The organism is Natranaerovirga pectinivora (assembly GCF_004342165.1).
Lineage (GTDB): Bacteria > Bacillota > Clostridia > Lachnospirales > DSM-24629 > Natranaerovirga > Natranaerovirga pectinivora.
Genome location: NZ_SMAL01000004.1, coordinates 45,657 through 66,586, shown reverse-complemented (window position 1 = coordinate 66,586; position 20,930 = coordinate 45,657). Strand labels below are relative to the sequence as shown.

Annotated in this window: 25 protein-coding genes, 1 riboswitch and 1 other annotated feature; of the genes, 20 read left to right on the top strand and 5 right to left on the bottom strand. The window is 30.5% G+C overall.

The genetic code is table 11. The features are described from left to right. The first annotated feature begins 133 nt into the window (after positions 1 to 133). From EDC18_RS07305 to EDC18_RS07285, 5 genes are all read left to right on the top strand, one after another. The gene (locus tag EDC18_RS07305) at positions 134 to 331 is read left to right on the top strand and encodes an aspartyl-phosphate phosphatase Spo0E family protein (RefSeq protein ID WP_132251761.1); all 198 of its coding nucleotides are present in this window, start codon (positions 134 to 136) and stop codon (positions 329 to 331) included. 233 nt (positions 332 to 564) lie between these two features. Beyond that, positions 565 to 1,374: a helix-turn-helix domain-containing protein gene (locus tag EDC18_RS07300; RefSeq protein ID WP_132251759.1), complete on the top strand. Its 810-nt coding sequence runs from the start codon at positions 565 to 567 to the stop codon at positions 1,372 to 1,374. 57 nt (positions 1,375 to 1,431) lie between these two features. After that, positions 1,432 to 1,998 carry an MEDS domain-containing protein gene (locus EDC18_RS07295; protein WP_132251757.1) on the top strand — a complete coding sequence of 189 codons (567 nt, stop codon included), beginning with the start codon at positions 1,432 to 1,434 and terminating at the stop codon, positions 1,996 to 1,998. Between the two features lie 158 nt (positions 1,999 to 2,156). Then, on the top strand, positions 2,157 to 2,420 hold the full coding sequence (locus EDC18_RS07290; protein ID WP_132252067.1) for a TIGR03905 family TSCPD domain-containing protein: 264 nt from the start codon (positions 2,157 to 2,159) through the stop codon (positions 2,418 to 2,420). Positions 2,421 to 2,470: 50 nt separating this feature from the next. Next, a complete protein-coding gene (locus EDC18_RS07285) occupies positions 2,471 to 2,884 on the top strand; it encodes an FxsA family protein (protein ID WP_243115087.1) in 414 nt (137 codons plus the stop codon). Between the two features lie 235 nt (positions 2,885 to 3,119). Here EDC18_RS07285 and EDC18_RS07280 read toward each other — a convergent pair whose 3' ends face one another. Both EDC18_RS07280 and argS read right to left on the bottom strand, forming a co-directional pair. Further along, positions 3,120 to 3,515, bottom strand: coding sequence for an SHOCT domain-containing protein (locus EDC18_RS07280; RefSeq protein WP_132251755.1), 396 nt, complete (start codon positions 3,513 to 3,515; stop codon positions 3,120 to 3,122). A gap of 172 nt (positions 3,516 to 3,687) precedes the next feature. Beyond that, positions 3,688 to 5,448 carry an arginine--tRNA ligase gene (gene argS, locus EDC18_RS07275; RefSeq protein WP_132251753.1) on the bottom strand — a complete coding sequence of 587 codons (1,761 nt, stop codon included), beginning with the start codon at positions 5,446 to 5,448 and terminating at the stop codon, positions 3,688 to 3,690. A 59-nt stretch (positions 5,449 to 5,507) separates the two neighbouring features. Next, positions 5,508 to 5,708, bottom strand: a binding site (T-box leader). Positions 5,709 to 5,916: 208 nt separating this feature from the next. Between argS and EDC18_RS07270 the strand changes: the two genes are divergently transcribed. The 3 genes from EDC18_RS07270 to EDC18_RS07260 all read left to right on the top strand — a co-directional run bounded on the left by EDC18_RS07270 (position 5,917) and on the right by EDC18_RS07260 (position 8,867). Beyond that, positions 5,917 to 6,291 carry a RidA family protein gene (locus tag EDC18_RS07270; protein WP_132251751.1) on the top strand — a complete coding sequence of 125 codons (375 nt, stop codon included), beginning with the start codon at positions 5,917 to 5,919 and terminating at the stop codon, positions 6,289 to 6,291. A 57-nt stretch (positions 6,292 to 6,348) separates the two neighbouring features. Continuing rightward, positions 6,349 to 6,452, top strand: a riboswitch (SAM riboswitch). 125 nt (positions 6,453 to 6,577) lie between these two features. Next, a complete protein-coding gene (locus EDC18_RS07265) occupies positions 6,578 to 7,732 on the top strand; it encodes a trans-sulfuration enzyme family protein (RefSeq protein ID WP_132251749.1) in 1,155 nt (384 codons plus the stop codon). 1 nt (position 7,733) lies between these two features. Then, positions 7,734 to 8,867: a trans-sulfuration enzyme family protein gene (locus tag EDC18_RS07260; protein WP_132251747.1), complete on the top strand. Its 1,134-nt coding sequence runs from the start codon at positions 7,734 to 7,736 to the stop codon at positions 8,865 to 8,867. 58 nt (positions 8,868 to 8,925) lie between these two features. Here EDC18_RS07260 and EDC18_RS07255 read toward each other — a convergent pair whose 3' ends face one another. Continuing rightward, complete coding sequence (locus tag EDC18_RS07255) at positions 8,926 to 9,690, bottom strand: alpha/beta hydrolase family protein (RefSeq protein WP_132251745.1); 765 nt, start codon at positions 9,688 to 9,690, stop codon at positions 8,926 to 8,928. 507 nt (positions 9,691 to 10,197) lie between these two features. On the opposite strand from EDC18_RS07255, the gene rplU reads away from it, so the two are divergent. The 10 genes from rplU (at position 10,198) to EDC18_RS07205 (ending at position 17,660) form a co-directional block, all read left to right on the top strand. After that, entirely contained in the window at positions 10,198 to 10,509 is a 312-nt protein-coding gene (gene rplU / locus EDC18_RS07250; RefSeq protein WP_132251743.1) for a 50S ribosomal protein L21, read from the top strand. 8 nt (positions 10,510 to 10,517) lie between these two features. Continuing rightward, complete coding sequence (locus tag EDC18_RS07245) at positions 10,518 to 10,844, top strand: ribosomal-processing cysteine protease Prp (RefSeq protein WP_132251741.1); 327 nt, start codon at positions 10,518 to 10,520, stop codon at positions 10,842 to 10,844. 3 nt (positions 10,845 to 10,847) lie between these two features. Next, positions 10,848 to 11,138: a 50S ribosomal protein L27 gene (gene rpmA, locus EDC18_RS07240; protein ID WP_132251740.1), complete on the top strand. Its 291-nt coding sequence runs from the start codon at positions 10,848 to 10,850 to the stop codon at positions 11,136 to 11,138. Positions 11,139 to 11,514: 376 nt separating this feature from the next. Further along, entirely contained in the window at positions 11,515 to 12,792 is a 1,278-nt protein-coding gene (obgE, locus tag EDC18_RS07235) for a GTPase ObgE (protein WP_132251738.1), read from the top strand. Positions 12,793 to 12,818: 26 nt separating this feature from the next. After that, positions 12,819 to 13,103, top strand: coding sequence for a ribosome assembly RNA-binding protein YhbY (gene yhbY, locus EDC18_RS07230; protein WP_132252063.1), 285 nt, complete (start codon positions 12,819 to 12,821; stop codon positions 13,101 to 13,103). 33 nt (positions 13,104 to 13,136) lie between these two features. Continuing rightward, positions 13,137 to 14,798 carry a helix-hairpin-helix domain-containing protein gene (locus tag EDC18_RS07225; protein WP_132251736.1) on the top strand — a complete coding sequence of 554 codons (1,662 nt, stop codon included), beginning with the start codon at positions 13,137 to 13,139 and terminating at the stop codon, positions 14,796 to 14,798. 9 nt (positions 14,799 to 14,807) lie between these two features. Beyond that, a complete protein-coding gene (gene nadD, locus EDC18_RS07220) occupies positions 14,808 to 15,419 on the top strand; it encodes a nicotinate-nucleotide adenylyltransferase (RefSeq protein WP_132251734.1) in 612 nt (203 codons plus the stop codon). Positions 15,420 to 15,434: 15 nt separating this feature from the next. Then, a complete protein-coding gene (yqeK, locus tag EDC18_RS07215) occupies positions 15,435 to 16,007 on the top strand; it encodes a bis(5'-nucleosyl)-tetraphosphatase (symmetrical) YqeK (protein WP_132251732.1) in 573 nt (190 codons plus the stop codon). A 31-nt stretch (positions 16,008 to 16,038) separates the two neighbouring features. Further along, a complete protein-coding gene (rsfS, locus tag EDC18_RS07210) occupies positions 16,039 to 16,398 on the top strand; it encodes a ribosome silencing factor (RefSeq protein ID WP_132251730.1) in 360 nt (119 codons plus the stop codon). A gap of 272 nt (positions 16,399 to 16,670) precedes the next feature. Then, positions 16,671 to 17,660: a hypothetical protein gene (locus EDC18_RS07205; RefSeq protein WP_132251728.1), complete on the top strand. Its 990-nt coding sequence runs from the start codon at positions 16,671 to 16,673 to the stop codon at positions 17,658 to 17,660. Between the two features lie 56 nt (positions 17,661 to 17,716). Here EDC18_RS07205 and lexA read toward each other — a convergent pair whose 3' ends face one another. Then, positions 17,717 to 18,325, bottom strand: a complete 609-nt coding sequence (lexA, locus tag EDC18_RS07200; RefSeq protein ID WP_132251727.1) for a transcriptional repressor LexA — start codon at positions 18,323 to 18,325, stop codon at positions 17,717 to 17,719. A gap of 221 nt (positions 18,326 to 18,546) precedes the next feature. Here lexA and EDC18_RS07195 point away from each other — a divergent pair, with 221 nt between their 5' ends. Beyond that, on the top strand, positions 18,547 to 18,855 hold the full coding sequence (locus EDC18_RS07195) for a LysM peptidoglycan-binding domain-containing protein (protein WP_165878514.1): 309 nt from the start codon (positions 18,547 to 18,549) through the stop codon (positions 18,853 to 18,855). Between the two features lie 130 nt (positions 18,856 to 18,985). On the opposite strand, the gene EDC18_RS07190 is transcribed toward EDC18_RS07195, so the two are convergent. Then, entirely contained in the window at positions 18,986 to 20,035 is a 1,050-nt protein-coding gene (locus EDC18_RS07190) for a tyrosine-type recombinase/integrase (protein ID WP_132251723.1), read from the bottom strand. Positions 20,036 to 20,306: 271 nt separating this feature from the next. Here EDC18_RS07190 and EDC18_RS07185 point away from each other — a divergent pair, with 271 nt between their 5' ends. Next, positions 20,307 to 20,918: a TetR/AcrR family transcriptional regulator gene (locus tag EDC18_RS07185; RefSeq protein ID WP_165878513.1), complete on the top strand. Its 612-nt coding sequence runs from the start codon at positions 20,307 to 20,309 to the stop codon at positions 20,916 to 20,918. Positions 20,919 to 20,930 lie beyond the last annotated feature (12 nt).

Below are 20,930 nucleotides of genomic sequence, written 5' to 3'. Positions count from 1 at the left end.
TTCATACTATACATATCATTTACACCTGATTGGAATTGTAAGTGTTTTTTTTTGTATATAAGTTTTGACACATTCGTTGCAGCCAACTGATTATGATAGTTATATAAATTAGTATTTTAAAAAGGGTGATTAGGTGAAGAAGGAGATATACTTAATAAAGAAAGAAATAATAATGAAAGAAATAGAAGTGTGTAAGGAAAAATTAAATAGAGCGGTAAATGAATTCGGTTGTAATTCTAATATTACTATACAGATAAGTCAAGATTTAGACATACTGATCAATAAATATTATGAGTATCAACAAATAAGGTATGGTAAAAAAAATGCGTAAATGAGGTTAATTAATGAGTTGATTGTTATGAGTTCTACTGTGAAGTCTGCTTAGTCTATAACATGAGTTTTGATCCTTTCGGTTACATAGCATAATATACAAAAAAGCATTTTTTACCAAGGTTATAAATTTTTTTAGTATGTTATAATATTATTATGTTAACGGTAGCTAAGCACCCATATCTTTTATACACAACTTATAAGCGAGATAACTTCAAGAGTGGGGGAGGATCGATGAGAGAATGGCTAATACATCTTCGAAAGTTGAAGGGGTTAACTCAACAACAAGTTGCCTCAAAATGTTTTATAGAAAGGTCGTATTATTCACAAATAGAACGAGGGACAAGAAATCCAAGTATTAACGTTGCTAAAAACATAGCAAGTACACTAGGATTTAATCCATTGAAATTTTTTAACAGTGAATTTGATTTTGCCGCAGAAGAGAAGAGGACAAGTTCTATCAATAATACATTTCCTAGTGATATCATTAGTTATTTCAATAGCAACGAACATGCTCATATGATATATTTATATAATAATATACAAAACTATTACATAAATTTTCTAACCTATCTTTTAGCAGTAATTCAGAAGAATAGACACTGTATAATTGTAGAAAATGAAGAGGATTACTGTAATATAAATAGAGAACTTGAAAAAATATATAGTACCACGGAGATTAAGAAATATTTGCATCATTTTAAAAAAGGTGTGCGCTGCAAGAAAAATCTTGAAGAAATAGTTTCTTGCGTTAAAGAATTGCAATCACAATATAAGTATAAAGAATCAATATATATTTGGCTACATAATGAAAAAATATGCCAATACGATATAATAGGAAAACTAGAAAAAAGTGATATAGAACTTGATAAGATTCTATTTGTTCAAACCTACAAAGCTTCATTAGTTTCAGCAGAAGAGCATATAAAGTTAATGAAAAAATACCCTCTGCTAATGACAGATGGAGAGATTGTTAATTCACCCTTTTTTATTTCAAAAAAATCTTTGGTACTTCCTTCCTTTTACATACAAGAGGATTTATAATTTGATGTGTATTAAAAACCGCATAAGTGTTAGACATAATTAGAAAGTAGTGATATAATGTCAGATTTTATTCCCGTAACCAAATACCTTAAAGTTTCAAATGCTGCTCACATTGCTTATGTTTTTAAAAGAAAAAACAGGTATATCGATAATATGATGGCTTATATAAAGGCCGGAATTGAAAGAGGTCATCACATTATTATTATAGAAAATCTACAAATTTACAAGCAAATTCAGGAGAAGGTTAAAAAAATATTATCTGAAGATGACCAAAAAAAAATTCACTATTTTGATAATCATATGTTCTATAAATGTTATGGAGATTTTGAATTACAAAGCATATTAAAGCATTTTGAAGAATTGGTTCAATCTTTTTTAAAAAAACGAATTACTGTTCGTGCTTGGGCACATGTTGAATGGAAAGAACAGAAAAATATTTTTTCTATAGTTGAACAGTACGAGAAACTATCAGATAAGAACATAAGTAATATGAAAATTATGGTTGTATGTGCCTATAATACCTCAGAGATATGTGCATCCCTTTATACAGGACTGATGAGAAGTCATGAATATATTATGTCTGACACAGAGTTTGTTAGATCATCTTTGTATATGAGTAAATAAAATAAGCCGACTAAAACATCTAGGTATATTAGTGGGTTTATATTATTGTAAAATATTAAGGGAGATGTATTTGCTATACATTTTAAGATATGATAAAATTATATGAAGAAAGACGTGTTGATTTAAAAGGCGTTAATAAGAATGTGGAAGGATATAGTATGAAATATACATATAAAACAGTAAATATATGCTCTAAAGAAATCACATTTGATATAAATGATAATGTAATAACAAATGTTGAATTTGTAGATGGTTGTAACGGCAACTTAAAAGCAATATCGCATTTAATTGATGGATGGACAGTAGAGAAAATAATAGAAAAATGTTCAGGTATTATATGCGAGAGAAAATTAACTTCTTGTAGTGATCAACTTGCTCAAGGTGTAAAAAAGGCATATGAGGACTTAGAAAATTGTATATAAATATTTGTACAATCCCATTACAAAAGCAAATAATAGATTGGGTGAATCTAATGAAAAAACAAAATATCTTTACCAAACTCGTGTTGCTATTTACAGTTATGCCATTGGTTGAATTGTATGTATTAATTGAAATAGCTAGTAAAACCAGTTGGGGTTATACTATTTTACTAGTTATTACAACAGGGATAATAGGGGCCTATATGGCTAAAAGTGAAGGAAAACAGATCATTAGTAGGATTCAAAATGAACTAAGCACAGGTCATTTACCAGGCGAGGAACTTATTAACGGGTTATGTGTGTTAATTGGTGGGGCCTTATTATTAACTCCCGGCATCTTAACAGATATAATTGGGTTCACTTTAATTATTCCAGTGACAAGAATCATTTATAAAAGATGGATAAGAGAAAAATTCAGTAATAAAATTCAAAGAGATACCTTTATATATGAGCACAAGGATTTTTAGATTAGAACAAAGTGACTTCGTCACTCTCAAAAACATTTATCTATGGGATAGGTGTTTTTTTGTGAAGAATTATTCGATAAATAGTCTTTCACAGTTGATAAAGGTAAAAAGATATGATATAAAAAGTTGAGAAGGGGTTAGTATAGTTTAAGACAGTAGGTGAGTGGTATGATTAAAGAGATAGATAAATTTTTTATCTATCTCTTTTTAGGAGGCACATTAGTTGCAAGAAATACTATTCTTTATTTTGGAGCCCTTTAAACTGTTTTTTGAATTCTTGTGTTGTTATCTCGCCATTTTCTAATTGAGCTTTAAGTGCTTTTAATTTTGCTTTATCTTCAGCAGAAAGTTTTGACCCTCTTTTATGACTACATTTTTTAGGTTTGATTTTTTTCATCTCTTCATGGTAATGGTCTTCGGTTATTTCACCTTTTTTAAACTTAGATTTTAAGTCTTTAGCTTTTTCTTTAATGTCTGGAGAGAATTCAGTTTTTTCATCTTCAGCTACTATGGCAGAAGAATGAAAAAAAACGGTGTGATCTGACAAGGCATGACCATGTGATAGAGAAGCAGAGGGTAGAAGTATGGCAAATGAAAGACCAGTAGATAGTATACCTTTTTTAAAAAACATAAGATCTACTCCTTTCTTTAACAAAGATAAATATAAATTTAATAGTACCTCCTTTATTTAGTATGGTAGGAAATTGGAAATTAATTAGAAAAAAACATGGTAATAAATATATGAACTGAAACCATTAAAAGACAAAAGAGGACTTCAAATAGTCCTCTTTATCAATAGAAAATTACATTCTTTCAGGTGTTTCAATGCCTAAAAGATCAAGACAAGTTTCTAATATATCTTTAGTTAAAGTTATAAGTCCAATCCAAGATGATTTTTTACCAATGTTTTCTTCAGATAAAATTTTAGTTTCATGATAAAACTTATTAAATAAATTAGATAGCTCATAAACATATTCGCATATTCGATTAGGTGCTTTGTCTAAATAGCTTCCTTCTATGACTTCATTGAATTTTGAAATGGTTAATAATAAATCTCTTTCAGTATCGCTATAAGCTCCAATGATTTTGGAAGCAGATAAACCTTCTTCATTGGCTTTTCTTAAAATGGATTTGATTCTTACAACGGTATACAGAATATATGGTCCTGTATTACCTTCAAAAGAAGAGAAACGGTCTATATCAAACACATAGTCTTTTGTTACCTGGTTAGATAAATCGCCATATTTTAAAGCAGATAAACCAACTTTACGAGCGATTTCTTCAGTTTCTTCAGGAGTAAAGCCACTATTGTCTCTTAGTTTATCACGTACATTGTCTTTAATAATTTGAATTAAGTCTTGAAGGCGCATAACACCACCTTCTCTTGTTTTAAATGGTTTACCATCTTTGCCATTCATTGTACCAAAGCCTAAGAACTCTAGGGAAAGATCATCGTTAGCAATTTTAGATTTTTTAGCACATCTAAATACTTGCTCAAAGTGAAGTTGTTGTCTTTTATCAACTACATATATAATTCGATCAGGGTTATAATCTTTTACTCTTTCCCAAATGGTTGTTAAATCGGTCGTGCTATATAAAGAAGCACCATCTGATTTTAAAACAATGAATGGAGGTACATTGTAAGTATCTGTTTCTTCAGCCACTTCAACAATCAAAGCCCCATCACTTTCGGTTGTGTAATTATTTTCTTTAAGATAATCAACGATATAATCAATATGTTGTTGGCAATCACTTTCGCCTTTCCATAAATCAAATTCTACATTAAGATTACCATAGTTTGTTCTAAGGTCTGCAACAGAAACATCAAGAATATGCTTCCATAAAGCCATATACCCTTTACGGCCTTTTTGTAATTCAGCCGTTGCTTTTCTAGCTTCTTCCATTGCTGCAGGATCGGTTTTAGCCAGACCACTGGCAGCAGGATAGATTTCTTCTAATTCATTAATTGTAAAAGGTGCTTTGGTAGGGTATTCGCCTGTATAGTTTTCATCAAAGTATGGTAAGTCTGGTTGACGTCGTTTTACTTCTGAAACCACCATACCCATTTGTAAGCCCCAGTCTCCTAAATGAACATCGCCAATGACGTTATGGCCTAAGAAACGTGAGATTCTTTTGATGCTTTCACCAATAATAGCAGAGCGTAAGTGACCTACATGTAACGGTTTTGCAACATTGGCACCGCCATAATCTACCATTATTGTTTTTGGTTCTAAAAGGTCGGCGCATCCGTATTTGTTTTCTTTTGACAATTCATTAATATAATTGACTAAGTATTCATCTTCTAAAATAATATTAATAAACCCTGGACCTGCTGTTGTAATGGACTTAAAGATCGGATTGTCTTTTAAAGCCTCAAGAACTTTATTAGCAATTTCAATAGGAGATTGCTTGAATTTCTTAGCAGCTGGCAAAGCACCATTACACTGGAATTGACATAAGTCAGGACGGTTAGACACTGTAACGGTTCCATAAGATCTGTCATAACCACATTGCTCAAAAGTATCTTCAAAGATGTGGCTTAATTGTTTAATAAATTTATTCATAATAATCCTCCTAGATATAAAAATTTTTTATAAAATGGTAATAAAAAACCGCCTCTATAACAAGAGACGGAGTAATCCGCGGTACCACTCTAATTGACATAAGTCCACTCGAAACTTTAACGCAGTTAGCGTCTTACTCTTGCCAAAGCTCGAATAAGATTCTCAGAGACCCTTTTTCTCTATAAGTTTCTTCAGGACTTTCACCATCTCCTGATCGCTATAAAAAACACTATAGATACTTTTCTCTTCATAGAATTTAACATAATTTAGTTGGGATTATTATATAGTATAGCTTGATTTATGTCAATGCTTACTGTAAAAGTAACTTGATTTGGTTATAAATATTATATGTAGAGATGCAAAATAAGATACTATATGTTGATTAGAATAAAGTTAAGAGATATAATAAAAGATAAAGAAAAACAAGATTAAAATATGAAAAAGCTAAGATAAGAAGGAGTGCTATTAATGACTAGAAAAACATTTAATGCAGCTGGCGCAGCACCTATTGCACCTTATTCCCATGCTGCTTATGCAGGAGATATTATTTTTTGTTCAGGTCAATTACCCCTTGATGCTTCAGGTAAAATTGTAGAAGGGGATATCAAAGCTCAAACGGAGCAGTGTTTTGAAAATTGTTTTAACGTTTTGGCAGCGGCAGGATTGACCTCTGATGATGTGGTTAAAGTAACGGTGTTCTTAACCAATATGGATGATTTTGCTGGTATGAATGAAGTGTATAAAAATAAGTTTACACCCCCATATCCTGCACGTTCAGCAATTGGTGTAGCAGCTTTGCCAATGGGAGCAAGTATAGAAATTGAAATGATTGTAAAAGGTTAAAAATATTGACACAACTTTACTGGTATGATAATCTAATACAATAATTTAATATGACAACTCTTATAAAGAGTGGTGGAGGGACTGGCCCGATGAAACCCAGCAACCGGCATAAATATATGCAGTGGTGCTAAATCCTGCAGCAAAAAGCTGAAAGATAAGAGGAAGAAAAAACCTTCCTACTTAGGAAGGTTTTTTTCTTTTGGTCAGTATAGTAAAGTTCTCATTTTTATAAGTAATATATAAAGGGTAAGATAATTTATTTAACATATTGAAAGGCTGTGAAGCAATGAAAAAAGAAGGTTTGGGTATTGAAACAAAAATTGTACATGGCAGCAGAGGTGAAAATCAAGTCACAGGTGCCATAAGTTTCCCAATTTATCAAAGTGCTACTTTTAGACACCCAGGAGTGGATCAATCAACAGGATTTGATTATTCAAGAGAGAATAATCCTACAAGGCAGGAAGTTGAAAAAGCAATTGCTACTCTTGAAAATGGTACAGCAGGTTTTGCATTTTCTAGTGGTATGGCAGCGATTTCTACAACTTTAGAATTGTTTTATCCAGGTGATCATATCATTGTTTCAGATGATTTATATGGTGGCACGTATAGACTGTTTGAACAAGTTTCTAAAAAAAATGGTATAAAGATTTCTTATATTGATACAAGTAATATAGAAGAATTACAAACCTGTATTAATGAAAAGACTAAGGGGATTTATATTGAAACACCTTCAAATCCAATGATGAAAGTAACGGATATCAAAAAAATAAGTGCATTAAAACAACAACAATCCATTTTAGTTATTGTAGACAATACCTTTTTATCACCTTATTATCAACGTCCTTTGGAATTAGGTGCTGATATAGTACTCCATAGTGGCACAAAGTATTTGGGAGGACACAACGACACTTTAGCAGGATTTGTTGTCGTTAAAGATGAAAAGTTAATAGAACCCATTCAATTGCTACAAAAAACAATTGGCGCAATATTATCTCCTTTTGACAGCTGGTTGATTCTTAGAGGTATGAAAACTTTAGGCATTAGGTTAAAAAAACAGCAAGAGAATGCAATGGAAATTGCAAAATGGTTAACAGAAAAAGAAGAAATAGAAAAAGTAAATTATGTAGGCCTTGAGGATCATAAAGGGTATGAGATATCAATAAATCAAGCCTCTGGGTTTGGGGGAATGCTATCTTTTGCAGTTAAAAATGTTGAAACAGTTAATAAGCTATTGAAAAATGTAAAAATTATTTCTTATGCAGAAAGTTTAGGTGGTGTAGAAAGTCTTATTACCTATCCTATCAAACAAACGCATACAGCAATACCAAAAGAAATGAGAGAAAAAATTGGGGTTAATGATAAGCTATTAAGATTGTCAGTGGGTATAGAAGATGTAGATGATTTAATTAATGACCTTGAACAAGCAATGAAGGAGGAATAATATGAAATTTGGAACAAGATTGATTCATAATGGTAATGAAATAGATGAAAAAACAGGAGCATTAAGCATTCCTATTTATCAGGCGTCAACATTTCATCAAAAAGATATTGATGGACCCGTTGAATTTGATTATTCTAGATCGGGGAATCCAACTCGGAAGGCCCTTGAGGAAACTATAGCAATTCTTGAAGGTGGGTATAAAGGTTTTGCTTTTTCTTCTGGAATGGCAGCTACTTCATCTGTTCTTTCAATTTTTGAAAAGGATGATCATATTATTGTATGTGAAGATGTTTATGGAGGCACTCATAGGGTTGCAAGTAAATTTTTTAATAAATTTGGTATCGAGATTACTTTTGTTAATGTGACAAATATAGAAAATATTAGAAAAAATATAAAAAAGAATACAAAAGCAATTTTTTTAGAAACACCATCCAATCCATTATTAAAAGTAACAGACTTAAAAGGTGTTGTTAAAATAGCAAAGGAACATAATATTCTAACCATTATTGATAATACTTTTATGACACCCTTATTGCAACGGCCTATTGACTTAGGTATGGATATCGTTATTCATAGTGCTACAAAGTTTATAGGTGGTCATAGTGATGTAATAGGTGGTTTAGTTGTTGTTAATAGTGAGGCATTGGCCAAAAAAGTTTATTTTGTTCAAAATGGTTTCGGTGCTATTTTAGGGCCACAAGACAGTTGGTTGTTATTAAGAGGTATAAAGACTCTAAAAGTAAGAATGGATTTTCAACAAAAAAACGCTTTAGAACTTGCCACTTGGCTTGAAAAACAAGATGGGGTAACAGAAGTCTATTATCCAGGGTTAAAGAATCATCCAGGTAAAGAGTTGCATTTATCACAAGCAGAAGGTAGTGGCGCTGTTTTGTCCTTTAAAACAGACACACCTGAAAGAGCAAGAAGTTTTATGAAGAAGGTGACTCTCGCAGCGGTAGCGGTGAGCTTAGGTGGCGTTGAAACAATTGTTTCCTATCCTGTTAAGATGTCTCATGCTGCAATACCTAAAACAGAAAGAGAAAGGTTAGGTATAACGGATAATCTTATTAGGGTATCCCTTGGGCTAGAGGAAATAGATGATATTATAGATGATTTTAAGAATGCATTACTTTGAAAATCAATAAGGTCAGAGGTTTTCTGACCTTATTTTACTTGTTATTTATATAAATAACCTATGTCTCAACAAAAAAATCAACTGTTTTTTCTAATACCTTATCAGACCATAAATGATGACTGAATAAATGATCTGCATCCTCTATGATGATTAATTCAGAAGAACTTCCGTATATCTTAAGATATTTTTTTGAAGCTTCTAATGAAACAACCTCATCAGCGTTGCCATGAATCAATAGAACTTTTTTAGTATAGGGCGAAGCCAGATTGAAAACATCCGTACTGGTAACATTCTCAACAAAGTTTTTGCCAAATTTTAATCCTTCATAGTTGTAATAGCCATCTTTTACGAAGTCAGAATAGCCCTTTCCAATAAAATTATTGATTACAATTTCTCCAATATTTCCTGCAGGAGCCCAGAGGGTTAACCTATCTATTTCATTAGGATTTTCTCCTGCTAGCAAGCTAGCGATAGCGCCCCCCATACTGAATCCTAAGACCCCAATTTTGGATGGGTCAATTTGTTCTAATGATTTAACATAATCTAAAACATTTCTTGCGTCTTCTAACTCACTATCTAAGGTCATATCAATAAATTCACCATCACTTTCACCGCTTCCCCCAAAATCAAAGCGTATACTTGCGATGCCGTATTTTTCTAATAATCTTGATAGTTTTACAAATAGGAAGTGTGGTCCCATTTTATTCCCGCCGAATCCATGAAAAATCATTACTATAGGATACTTACTATTTTGAATATCTGGTGTATGTAAAACCCCTCTTAAAGTTTTATTATTGCTTATTATATTAACTGAAGTTTCCATAGAAAGCTCCTTTCTTAATGTATATTTTATAATTCTATAAATTCAATTTATGACCTTTGCTTTGGTAAAAAACATTCTAAAGAATAACAAATCTTAATTTCCTATAAAACATATATGAATAGTATGTATGTAATTGTAATATATACTAATATAGATGTCAATATTTTATAAGTACATTAATGAATGCTATATACATTTGGAAAAAAATAAGAAGGATGTCCTTTAAGGTTATAAGAATAGAATTAAGGTGATGTGAAAAAATTAAAAAGGATTGGCTAAAAGTCTGTATAAAAAAACAAAGAAAATATGTATCTGCATTCTTAAAGGAAGGCGTTATAGTTTGATAATTTAAATTTTAATGTATAGTGAGTTTAAAAAAATACTTGACTTGAATTACCCTTTATGCTATCATTCATTAGTGGTATGCCGCTCGAAGAGGTCTTAAGCATTGGTAAATAATACCAGTCACCATATTTCGGCGAGTCTAGGACGATAGGAGGTGCCTATATGTACGCTATTATAACAACTGGTGGTAAACAATACAAAGTTGCTGAAGGTGATACACTTAAAGTTGAAAAACTTAATGTAGAAGCTGGTCAAGCAGTAACTTTTGACGAAGTTCTTATGGTAAGCAAAGATGGATCTGTTTCTGTTGGAAGTCCTTTAGTGGCTAACGCTTCTGTTACAGCTACTGTAGTAGAAGAAGGAAAAAGCAAAAAAATCATTGTTTACAAGTATAAACCTAAAAAAGGTTATCACAAAAAACAAGGACACAGACAACCATTTACAAAAATAAAAATTGAAAAAATTAACGCATAGGATCGATTATGATTAAAGTTAATTTTATAAAAAAAGACCAAGATATTATTGGATTTACTTCAAAAGGCCATGCTGGTTATGGTGAACACGGCAATGATGTTATATGCGCTGCTGTATCTGTTCTTATAATCAACACAGTGAATGCCATTGAGTCATTTACACCTGATTCATTTCATATAGATGAAAATGAAAAAGAAGGCTTAATAACAATTAAGTTTAATAATAAGGTATCTAAAGAAACAAAATTGTTACTAGATACACTTATACTTGGTTTAAATGGAATTGAAAGTGAATATGGAACGCAATATATACAGGTCTCATTTAAGGAGGTGTAACCAATGTTAAGAATTAACCTTCAGTTTTTCGCACATAAAAAAGGGGTTGGATCTACTAAAAATGGTAGGGATTCAGAATCTAAAAGATTAGGTGCAAAAAGAGCAGACGGTCAAGTAGTAAGAGCTGGTAACATTCTTTACAGACAACGTGGTACTAAAATCCATCCAGGAAATAACGTTGGACGTGGTGGAGATGATACTTTATTTGCCCTTGTTGACGGTGTTGTAAGATTTGAAAGAAAAGGCAGAGACAAAAAACAAGTTTCTGTATACCCAGTAGCTTCAAACGAATAATAAGAAATTAATACTTGTTAATAATTTCTTCTCTTAAAAAAGTTTCAAGTCAAATGGCTTGAAGCTTTTTATTTTAACATTTTGATAAATGGATAATAATGTAAGTTTAAGTGGGTTCATTGTTTAGTCTTGTTTTTAAGGGAATAAATTATAAGGGATACAAAAGAAAAATATATGTTCATTTTGTATTATAATAATGGAGCAATAGTACAATAATAAGTAAATATGGAATCTGCAATTAAATGTTCATAAATACTATAAATTTGACGATAAATGTAATATAATAAACATGGAAAAAACAGTAAGAATTTGGTGCCTTATTAACAAGACATACTATATTAAAATGAATCTACATTAGTCTAATAGAGGTGAAATAATGTTTATAGATAGAGTGAAAATATTTATTAAATCTGGTAAAGGTGGAGACGGTTCTGTAAGTTTTAGAAGAGAAAAGTATATCCCTAATGGTGGACCAGATGGTGGAGATGGCGGTAGAGGCGGAGACATCATTTTTAAAGTGGACTCAGGACTTAACACCCTTTCTGATTTTAGAAACAACAAACAGTATAAAGCTGAAAATGGTCAAAACGGAATGAAAAAGAGAAAACATGGTGCAGATGGTGAGGATCTTATTATAAGAGTGCCTAAAGGTACTGTAATTAAAGACGAAGAAACAGGTAAAGTTATTGCCGACTTAGCGATAGAGGGTATGGAAGAAATCATCTTAAAAGGTGGTCGCGGTGGTAAAGGGAATCAACATTATGCCACACCAACAATGCAAGCACCTGAATATGCACAACCAGGACAAAAATCTAGAGAAATTTGGGTAAAATTAGAGTTGAAAGTACTTGCAGATGTAGGATTGGTTGGGTTTCCAAACGTTGGTAAATCAACATTTTTATCAAGAGTTACAAATGCCCGTCCAAAGATTGCAGATTATCACTTTACAACTTTAAGTCCAAATTTAGGTGTTGTAGATTTTAAAGAAGGCAAAGGATTTGTTATTGCTGATATTCCTGGATTAATTGAAGGGGCAAGTGAAGGGATTGGTTTAGGTCTTGAGTTTTTAAGACATATTGAAAGAACTAAAACAATTATCCATATAGTAGATGCAGCTTCAGTAGAAGGTAGAAATCCAGTAGAAGACATAAAAGCTATTAATAAGGAACTGGCAGCATACAATGAAGAATTGCTTAACAGGCCTCAGGTAATCGCAGCCAATAAGATTGATGTCTTAGATTCAGATGAGCCAATAGAAGAGTTAAAAGCAGAATTTGAGCCACATGGTATAAAAGTATTCCCTATTTCTGCTGTAACAGGAAAAGGGGTACAAGAACTGTTAAATGAAGTAAGAGAAATCCTTTCTAAGTTAGATGATGAACCAATTGTATTTGAGAAAGAATACTTTATTGAGGATGAACTTAACATCGATGAGCCTATAAAGGTAGAAAAAATTGAAGATCACCTATATTCAGTTGAAGGTGTTAAGATTGACAGAATGTTAGGATATACTAACTTAGATAATGAAAAAGGATTTGACTTCTTCCAGAAGTTTTTACGTGATAACAAGGTTATCGAAGAATTGGAAAAACTTGGAATTGAAGAAGGTGACACAGTACAAATTTATGATCTTGAGTTTGATTTTTATAAATAAATAATACTAGGAGGTATATGATGATAATCACAAGTAAACAAAGAGCACAACTTAAAAGTCTTGCTCATAATATAGAACCAATATTTCAAATAGGCAAATCAGGTATTACACCTGATTTAACAAAAGCAATTGCAGAGGCCCTTGAAGCTAGAGAGTTGATTAAAATTAGTGTATTGAAGAATTGTTATGAAGAACCAAAAGAAATGGCAATTGTTTTATCTGAAAGAACCAAATCTATTGTTGTTCAAGTAATTGGTAGAAAGATAATATTATACAAAAAATCAAAAGATAAACCAAAAATTGAATTATAATATTAAATTATAGTAAATAGGGGGGATATACTAATGAAAAAGTTTTTTTCAGTTTTATTAATTGTATCCATATGCTTTATTAATATTGGGACTGTAGGTGCAAGTTATTATCTTGATTTTAGAGAAGACAATATAACTGTTGCTAGAATTATTGAGATCATTGATGGTGAAGTTTTTAAAGTAATAGATAATCTTGGTAATAAGCCTACAGAAAAAATAGTACGTTTAATAGGTGTAAATACTGAAAGTAATCAAGAAGCTTTTGACTATGCCCACAATCATTTGCTAGGAAAGAATTTTATATTAAGTAGGGGAAGTAATCAAAACAAATTACCTGTAGATCGTAATAATTTTGAACAAGTGTATTTATACCTTGAATATAATGATTTGCTTAATTTGAATCTAATCGAAATGGGATTAGCAAAAGTAGATGACAGATATTCACAAACTGAACGCTATCATTACTTGAAAAGAGCAGAGGAATACGCAAAGAGTAATTTGATTGGCATTTGGAATGAGGATGGAAGTTCATTTTTTGAACAAAAAAACCGAGTTAATATTAATACAGCTTCCCAGACTCAATTAATGAATTTATTAGAAGATACCAATGCTTATATGGCATCAAGGATCATAAATTATAGAAATCGAAATCCTTTTAATTCAATAGAAGAAATAAAGTTTGCGGATCATCTTATTAATCATAATTGGTTTAATAAAAATAGAGATAAAATATCTGTAGTAACAAATGTTAAATATGCAAATGAATATGAATTACAAACATTGTTTCCTAGTGCGAGTAATCAAAAAGTGGCATTAGATAGCTTGGTCCATTATAGATTATTTAATGATATAAAGACTATTGAGGATTTAAAGCCTATAACAAGAGATTATTCCTATTTTGAAAGATTTATAACATTAGATAATAAGAGAAGTATACAGAATGAAAATATTATAAATATTAATACTGCAACTGCCAAGGAAATTGTTGATGCATCAAATTTATCAGCTTCTATTGCAAATCAAATCGTTGATGTGAGAAAGCATAATTATATTTATAAAAATGTGTCTGAGATATTACATTTTGGGACCAATGTAACTAGCGTTGATTTACAATTTGAACATACAAACTTTACAGCATTTACAAATATTAATACAGCATCTTTGAATGAATTAATATCATTATTCGGTAGAAGAGAAATGTATTATAACACAAAAAAACACTTTGCAGAACTAATTGTAAAGGCAAGACCAATATATAAAGAAGAAGATTTAGTTTCTGTTATTGGTTCAAGTCTCTATAATGAAGTAAGACCATATATTATAGTAGAAGATAATACAAAAACATTTATTAATATTAACTTAGCCAGCAAAGATTTAGTGGTTGGTTATTTGAAGTTAACTGAAGATGAAGGGAAAAGATTTAATCCTAATGTATTTTATAGAAATACGAATCAATTGCAATTTGATTATAAAAAAAGTGTTGGACTCTTCAGTTTTTATACCAATATTAACACTGCTTCTAAAGAAGAATTGTTTTTATTACACAAAGATATAACCACTAAAATAGTGGAAGATATAATTGCCTTTAGAAAAGATCAACCATTTACATCAATAGATGAATTGAATTATGTTTTTAATAATAATAATGCTAATGTACTATTTAATTCAATAAGAAATTATATTGTATTTTATTAAGGAGTAGCTATGCATAAAAAAATGAAAATGGGTATTATGGGTGGAACTTTTAATCCAATACACTTTGGACACTTAATCTTAGCAGAAAGTGCTTATGAAAATTTGGAGCTAGACTCTGTGGTTTTTATTCCAGCAGGTATACCACCACATAAACAAGAAGAAGAAATTGTTTCTAAGAAAGATCGATTAAAAATGGTTGATTTGGCTATAGATGACAATAATCATTTTGAGGTTTCACCTATTGAACTAGATAAAAAAAGCATATCGTATTCTTATGAAACATTAGAAGTACTAAAAAAAGAAAATAATAATACAGATTACTATTTTATTATCGGATCCGATTCATTTTATAATATTGAAAAATGGAAAGCTCCAGAAATACTTTTATCAATGTGTAAATTAGTGGTTGCTGCAAGAAATGATCAGAACATGGATAGATTAAAGCAACAAAAAAGAGTTATAGAGAAAAAATTTAAAACCTCTGTTCATATTTTGAATATGCCAACCATAGATATTTCTTCATCAGATATTAGAGATCGAGTGAAATATGGAAAAACCATAAAGTATTTTGTCCCTAAAGATGTAGAAAATTATATATACATGAATGATTTGTACAAATAAATTTGAGGTGTTTTGATGAAATATGAAACACATACAATTAAAAAAAAGCTAAAAAAAGATTTAAAGATGTATAGATACAATCATTCTATCGGCGTTTCATATACAGCTATATGTTTAGCTATGAAATATGAATACGATTTAAAAAAAGCAGAAATTGCAGGTTTATTGCATGATTGTGGGAAAGATTTATCTAATAACAAAAAATTAAAGCTATGTGCAAAAAACAATATTGATATAAATACCATAGAAATGAATTGGCCAGATTTGTTACATGCAAAAGTTGGTACAGTAATTGCACAGACAAAATACAAAGTAGAAGATAAGGAAGTTTTAGATGCCATTCAGTATCATACCACTGGAAGGCCTGGCATGACCTTATTAGATAAAATCATATATGTGGCTGATTATATTGAGCCAAATAGAATACAAAAAGATCTAGAAGAGTTAAGGCCCCTAGCTTTTATTGATTTAGATTTATGCTTAATTAAAATACTAAAAAATACTATTGATTATTTAGAAGAAAAAAAGAGACCAATGGATTCTTTAACAAAAGAAACCTATGATTTTTATCTAGATAAATTAAAGTAGTATTGTTTTATATAAAAAAGGAGATAAAATAATGAGTGATAATTCAAAAGATATGGTTAAAATAATTTATGATGCATTAGATGATAAAAAAGCTGAAGATATAAAGGTTCTTGATATTAGAGACGTTACAGTTTTAGCAGACTATTTCATTATAGCTCATGGTAATAATATTAATCATGTAAAGACATTAATTGATAATACTGAAGAAGCATTAGAAAAAGAGGGTTATTTTGCTAAGCAAAAAGAAGGATATTCAACAGGTACATGGGTTCTTTTAGACTATGGTAATGTTATTATCCACATATTTGGAAAAGAAGATAGATTGTTCTATGACCTTGAAAGAGTATGGAGAGATGGTAAAGAAATCAATTTACAAGATGTAAATAATTAAATATAGTAGTTGAATTTAAAACAGAAGGCAATAGATGACTTAATAATCTATTGCCTTTCATATTACGACAAAGTTTGTGCTTGACCAATTATAGTACAAGTTCTAAAATATATATGAAAGTATTAATTTCAAACTTGCTTGCAAGGATTTGAAATTAATGCTTTCATTGAAACCTTGTGCCTGTAGTATAGCGAAAGGCATGCTACAAGGGTGATATGACAATGAAATTTCAAACTTGCTTGCAAGGATTTGAGGGAGAAGAGGTTTTATAAATGGCTATATATAATCTTATTTATTACTCTGATAATGTACCAAAAAAGTTTTTGAAAAAAAAGAGTGGAGATATAACGATTTGGGAGCAGTCATTCAATTTGAATGAGCTTACCTCAGATGTTCATAAAAGATTATTTGAATTAATACCCCATTTTAAAGATTTATCCAATATCAATTTAACAGTTGATTTTAAAAACTTATCGACGAGAACATATCAAAATTATTTGTATATTAATTTATCGTATATAAATGATATATATTATTTATTTGGATTACCTGTAGATATGGAAAGTATCGTAAGTTCTTCCGGTAAAGTATTTATAGATGATAAATTACCAATTACAAGCAATAGAGTAGTTATTGAAGAGCCTAAATTAGAAATATGTATTAACAATGAGACCAGTGATTTTTACACATTTAGTGTAAAGGATTCTCCCAATAAAATCATTCAAAAGGCTTTTGAATATTATATTGAATTGGTTAGAAAACTTCGTGAAAAATTTGTAATGCTTGAAGAAAGAAAAGAGCTGCTAAGACAAGAGGTAGAAGAATTACAAATGAAAGAAAATGATAGATTAAAGCAATTAGAACTGTTTCAGAAAAAAGCTAATGAGATGTACATAAAAGATAAATACAATTGGATTACAAACTATGGAAGTAAGCATTTAAAATTTTTATATAATCTTAATTATGAGCAGGATTGTAATGTGTCTTATGTTAATGAGAGAGTCAAGTATGAATTAGGGGACTGGGTTGTGGATTTTAATAAGGAAGTTATCTATAACAAAAGAAGCATTCCTTCTGAAGATGCTATTGAAATAACAGAACAGGCACAAGATAATGACTATACTACAGAAGTTGTTTGGATTAAAAAAGGCATTAAAGGCATTAGGGATGAATGTGAGGCGGTAGTCATTCACGATTACCTCAATCAGCATAGAATCTTCTATGTCATAAATATTGTAGATGCATTATTAGAAGCAAAATAAAAAGTCTGAGGCGAGAGCCTCAGACTTTTACTATATGCTAGGAAATGACTACTTTCCTAAAATCTCCTAAACAATCCAATAACCTTGCCTAAAACCAATACATTTTCAGCCATAATAGGGTTCATAGAATCGTTTTCTGGTTGTAACCGAATATGATTGTCTTCTTTAAAATACCTTTTTACTGTTACGGAATCATCTAACATAGCAACTACAATATCTCTATCGTAAGCATAATTTTGTTGCTTAACTAAAATTAAGTCACCATCAAAAATCCCTGCATTAATCATACTTTGGCCTTCAACTTTTAACATATATGTAGTTTCATTAGGTAAATACTCCGTAGGAATAGGAAAATAACTTTCAATATTCTCGACAGCTAAAATGGGTTGTCCAGCAGTTATACGACCTACAATAGGAATGCTTGCCATTTCTTGTCTTAGAGGGTTATAGGATTCATCTATTATTTCAATGGCTCTAGGTTTTGTTGGATCTCTTCTAATTTTACCTTTTTCCTCAAGTTTTTCTAAATGTGCATGTACGGTAGAAGTAGATTTAAAACCTACAGCAGTACATATCTCTCTAACTGAAGGTGGATAACCCTTATTAAGTAATTCTTGTTTTATGAAATTTAATATTTTTTCTTGTTTGTCTGTTCCTTTACTCATATAATTCTCACCTCAACAATTATTGTGCTTTATAATTTTGTACACTTGTAGCATAGTGTTTATGGGTAAATTGAAATAATTTACAATTTCTTAAGGTTTTAGTTATTATAACATATTAATTTACACATTACAAACAAATGTTCCTTTTTTTGCAAAAAACCATTGACAATAGAATGTATGTTCGATATAATAAAACAAACAGATGTTCGGGGGCGATTATTTTGAAAAGAAAAGGTTTAATTATAATATTGATTATTATGTGTGTTGTTTTTATTCAATCTAGTTTTTTCAATAGTTCAAATGTTGTTAGAGGGAATATTGATCATCCAGAAAAGATATTTAGTGTTATAACCATTGAATATGGTGATACACTTTGGAGCATTGCAAAGGATAATATGGATGCTAATTACTATACGATTAATACATACATACAAGAAGTAAAAGTGATTAATAATCTTAGTACTGACAAAATAATTGCAGGAGAATATCTGATAATACCTAACTTAGCTAGCAACGAATCTAATTATTGATTCGTTCTCACCCCTTATATATTTTTTAAGAAAAGCCATATGGCTTTTCTTATTTTTTTCTGACTTAACACTAACACAGGAGAAGCGTCCCTTTGTGTTCTATTTGTTCTTTTTATATCTCATAGATATGTCAATTTCTTAGTTTTATAACCTTCGCTGCACTTCTTCGTCTTTCATCCTCTATTTGTGCATAGTGTCTTTTGGTGGTATTAACATCCTTATGTCCTAAGACATCAGCAACAAGATAAATATCACCTGTTTCACGGTATAAATTGGTGCCATAAGTACTTCTCAGTTTATGAGGAGATATATTCTTAAGCTTCGTAACAACCTTAGAGTATTTTTTTACTAGATTTTGAACACTTCTAACAGATAATCTTTTATTCTGTAAGGATAAAAACAGAGCATTTTCATGTCCAGTAGCAGGTATAACTTTATTTCTTATCTCCAAGTAAGTAAGTAAAGATTCCCTGACTTCATCACCAAAGTATATTATAACTTCATTCCCACCTTTTCGAACAATTCGAATACCATTCACATCAAAGTCGATGTCATTTATATCTAAGCCAACACATTCAGAAACCCTTATGCCTGTACCTAAAAGTACAGTAAGCAAAGCTAGGTCCCTGTCTCTAGTGTGTTTATGGAATTTTTTTTGAGAAGTTGTTAATTGATCACCAGACTCCACTTCATCTAATAACCTTGCTACTTCGTCAATTTCTAATCTTGTAATATTTTTATCGTGGATTTTTGGCAAATCTACTAGTAGAGCAGGATTGCCGCTGATTTTTTGTTTTTTATAGAAGTAGTTATAAAAAGTCCTTAGAGAAGCAACTTTTCTTGCCTTGCCACGTTCTTTGTTTTTATGCTCTTTCTCATCTTTATAATAATAACTAAGATATTCTATGTATTTCTCTATATCCGTTGGTGAGATAATCATTAGATCATCTACAATCATATCCTTTAATGCTTTTTCTTTAAAATCATCATGAAAGCTAAGAATGTAATCAAAAAAGATTCTTAAATCATAAGCATAAGCAATTCTTGTCCTAGAGGATGTCGTTGGCTCAATGCCTCTAAAAAATTCAAATGCAAAAGGGGGGAGCACATTGATTAATTCTCTTAGTTTTAGAGAATTATTTATATCCACTTTATCATGATAGCTATAATCGTTTTTCATATGTAAGCAACTCCTTAAAGTTAAGTTATTTTATTGTGATAGAGTTTTTAATGAAATAGACTTCCTATGAAATCTAATGTATCTTAGGTTTTTCTAAATTATACCATATGAAAAAAAAGCTGTCATTGTTAAACACTATTTATAGTAGGAATAAAAGGCTATTGAAAAAGTATAAAAATTAAACAATAAAGATTGACACGTGTGTCACTTTTATGGTATCTTAAAGATGACAGATGTGTCACTTTTGAATTTTATTGAAAGGAAGGTACTAATGCCAACTCAGAGATTTGAGAATTTACCAGATGAGAAGAAAAAAAGAATTACAGAGGCCATTATAGATGTTTTTGCTTCAAAAGGTGTTGATGAAACAGATGTGGCGGATATCGTTAGAGAGGCTAAGATAGCTCGTGGTAGTTTTTATCAGTATTTTGAAGACAAAGACGATGTCATTTTTCATATTATTAATATTATACAAACTGAAAAATTAACATATATAAAGGATACTATGGACAATGCAATGAATATGAGTTTTTATGATTTTTATTATAGCTCATTTAATGGCGCATTAGAATTCGCCTTTTCCCAGCCCAAATATTTAACCATTGGGTCATATATAATGACTTCAAAAAATAAGAAAATTAAGAAACTGATTGAACAAGGATTAGAGAGTTTTTATCCATTTTTTGAAAGGATTATTAATAAAGACAAAGAAAATGGTGCCATTAGTAAAGATCTTAATAATAAATCAATTTTACTTTTGTTTTCTAACGCTACATCGGATATGGCTATAAAACTTATATATGAAAGACATTCTGAATTAGAAGAAGTAAGAACAATATTCGATGGTGTGTTTCAAATAATAAAAAAAGGCATTTCAAATTAGGGAGGATGGATG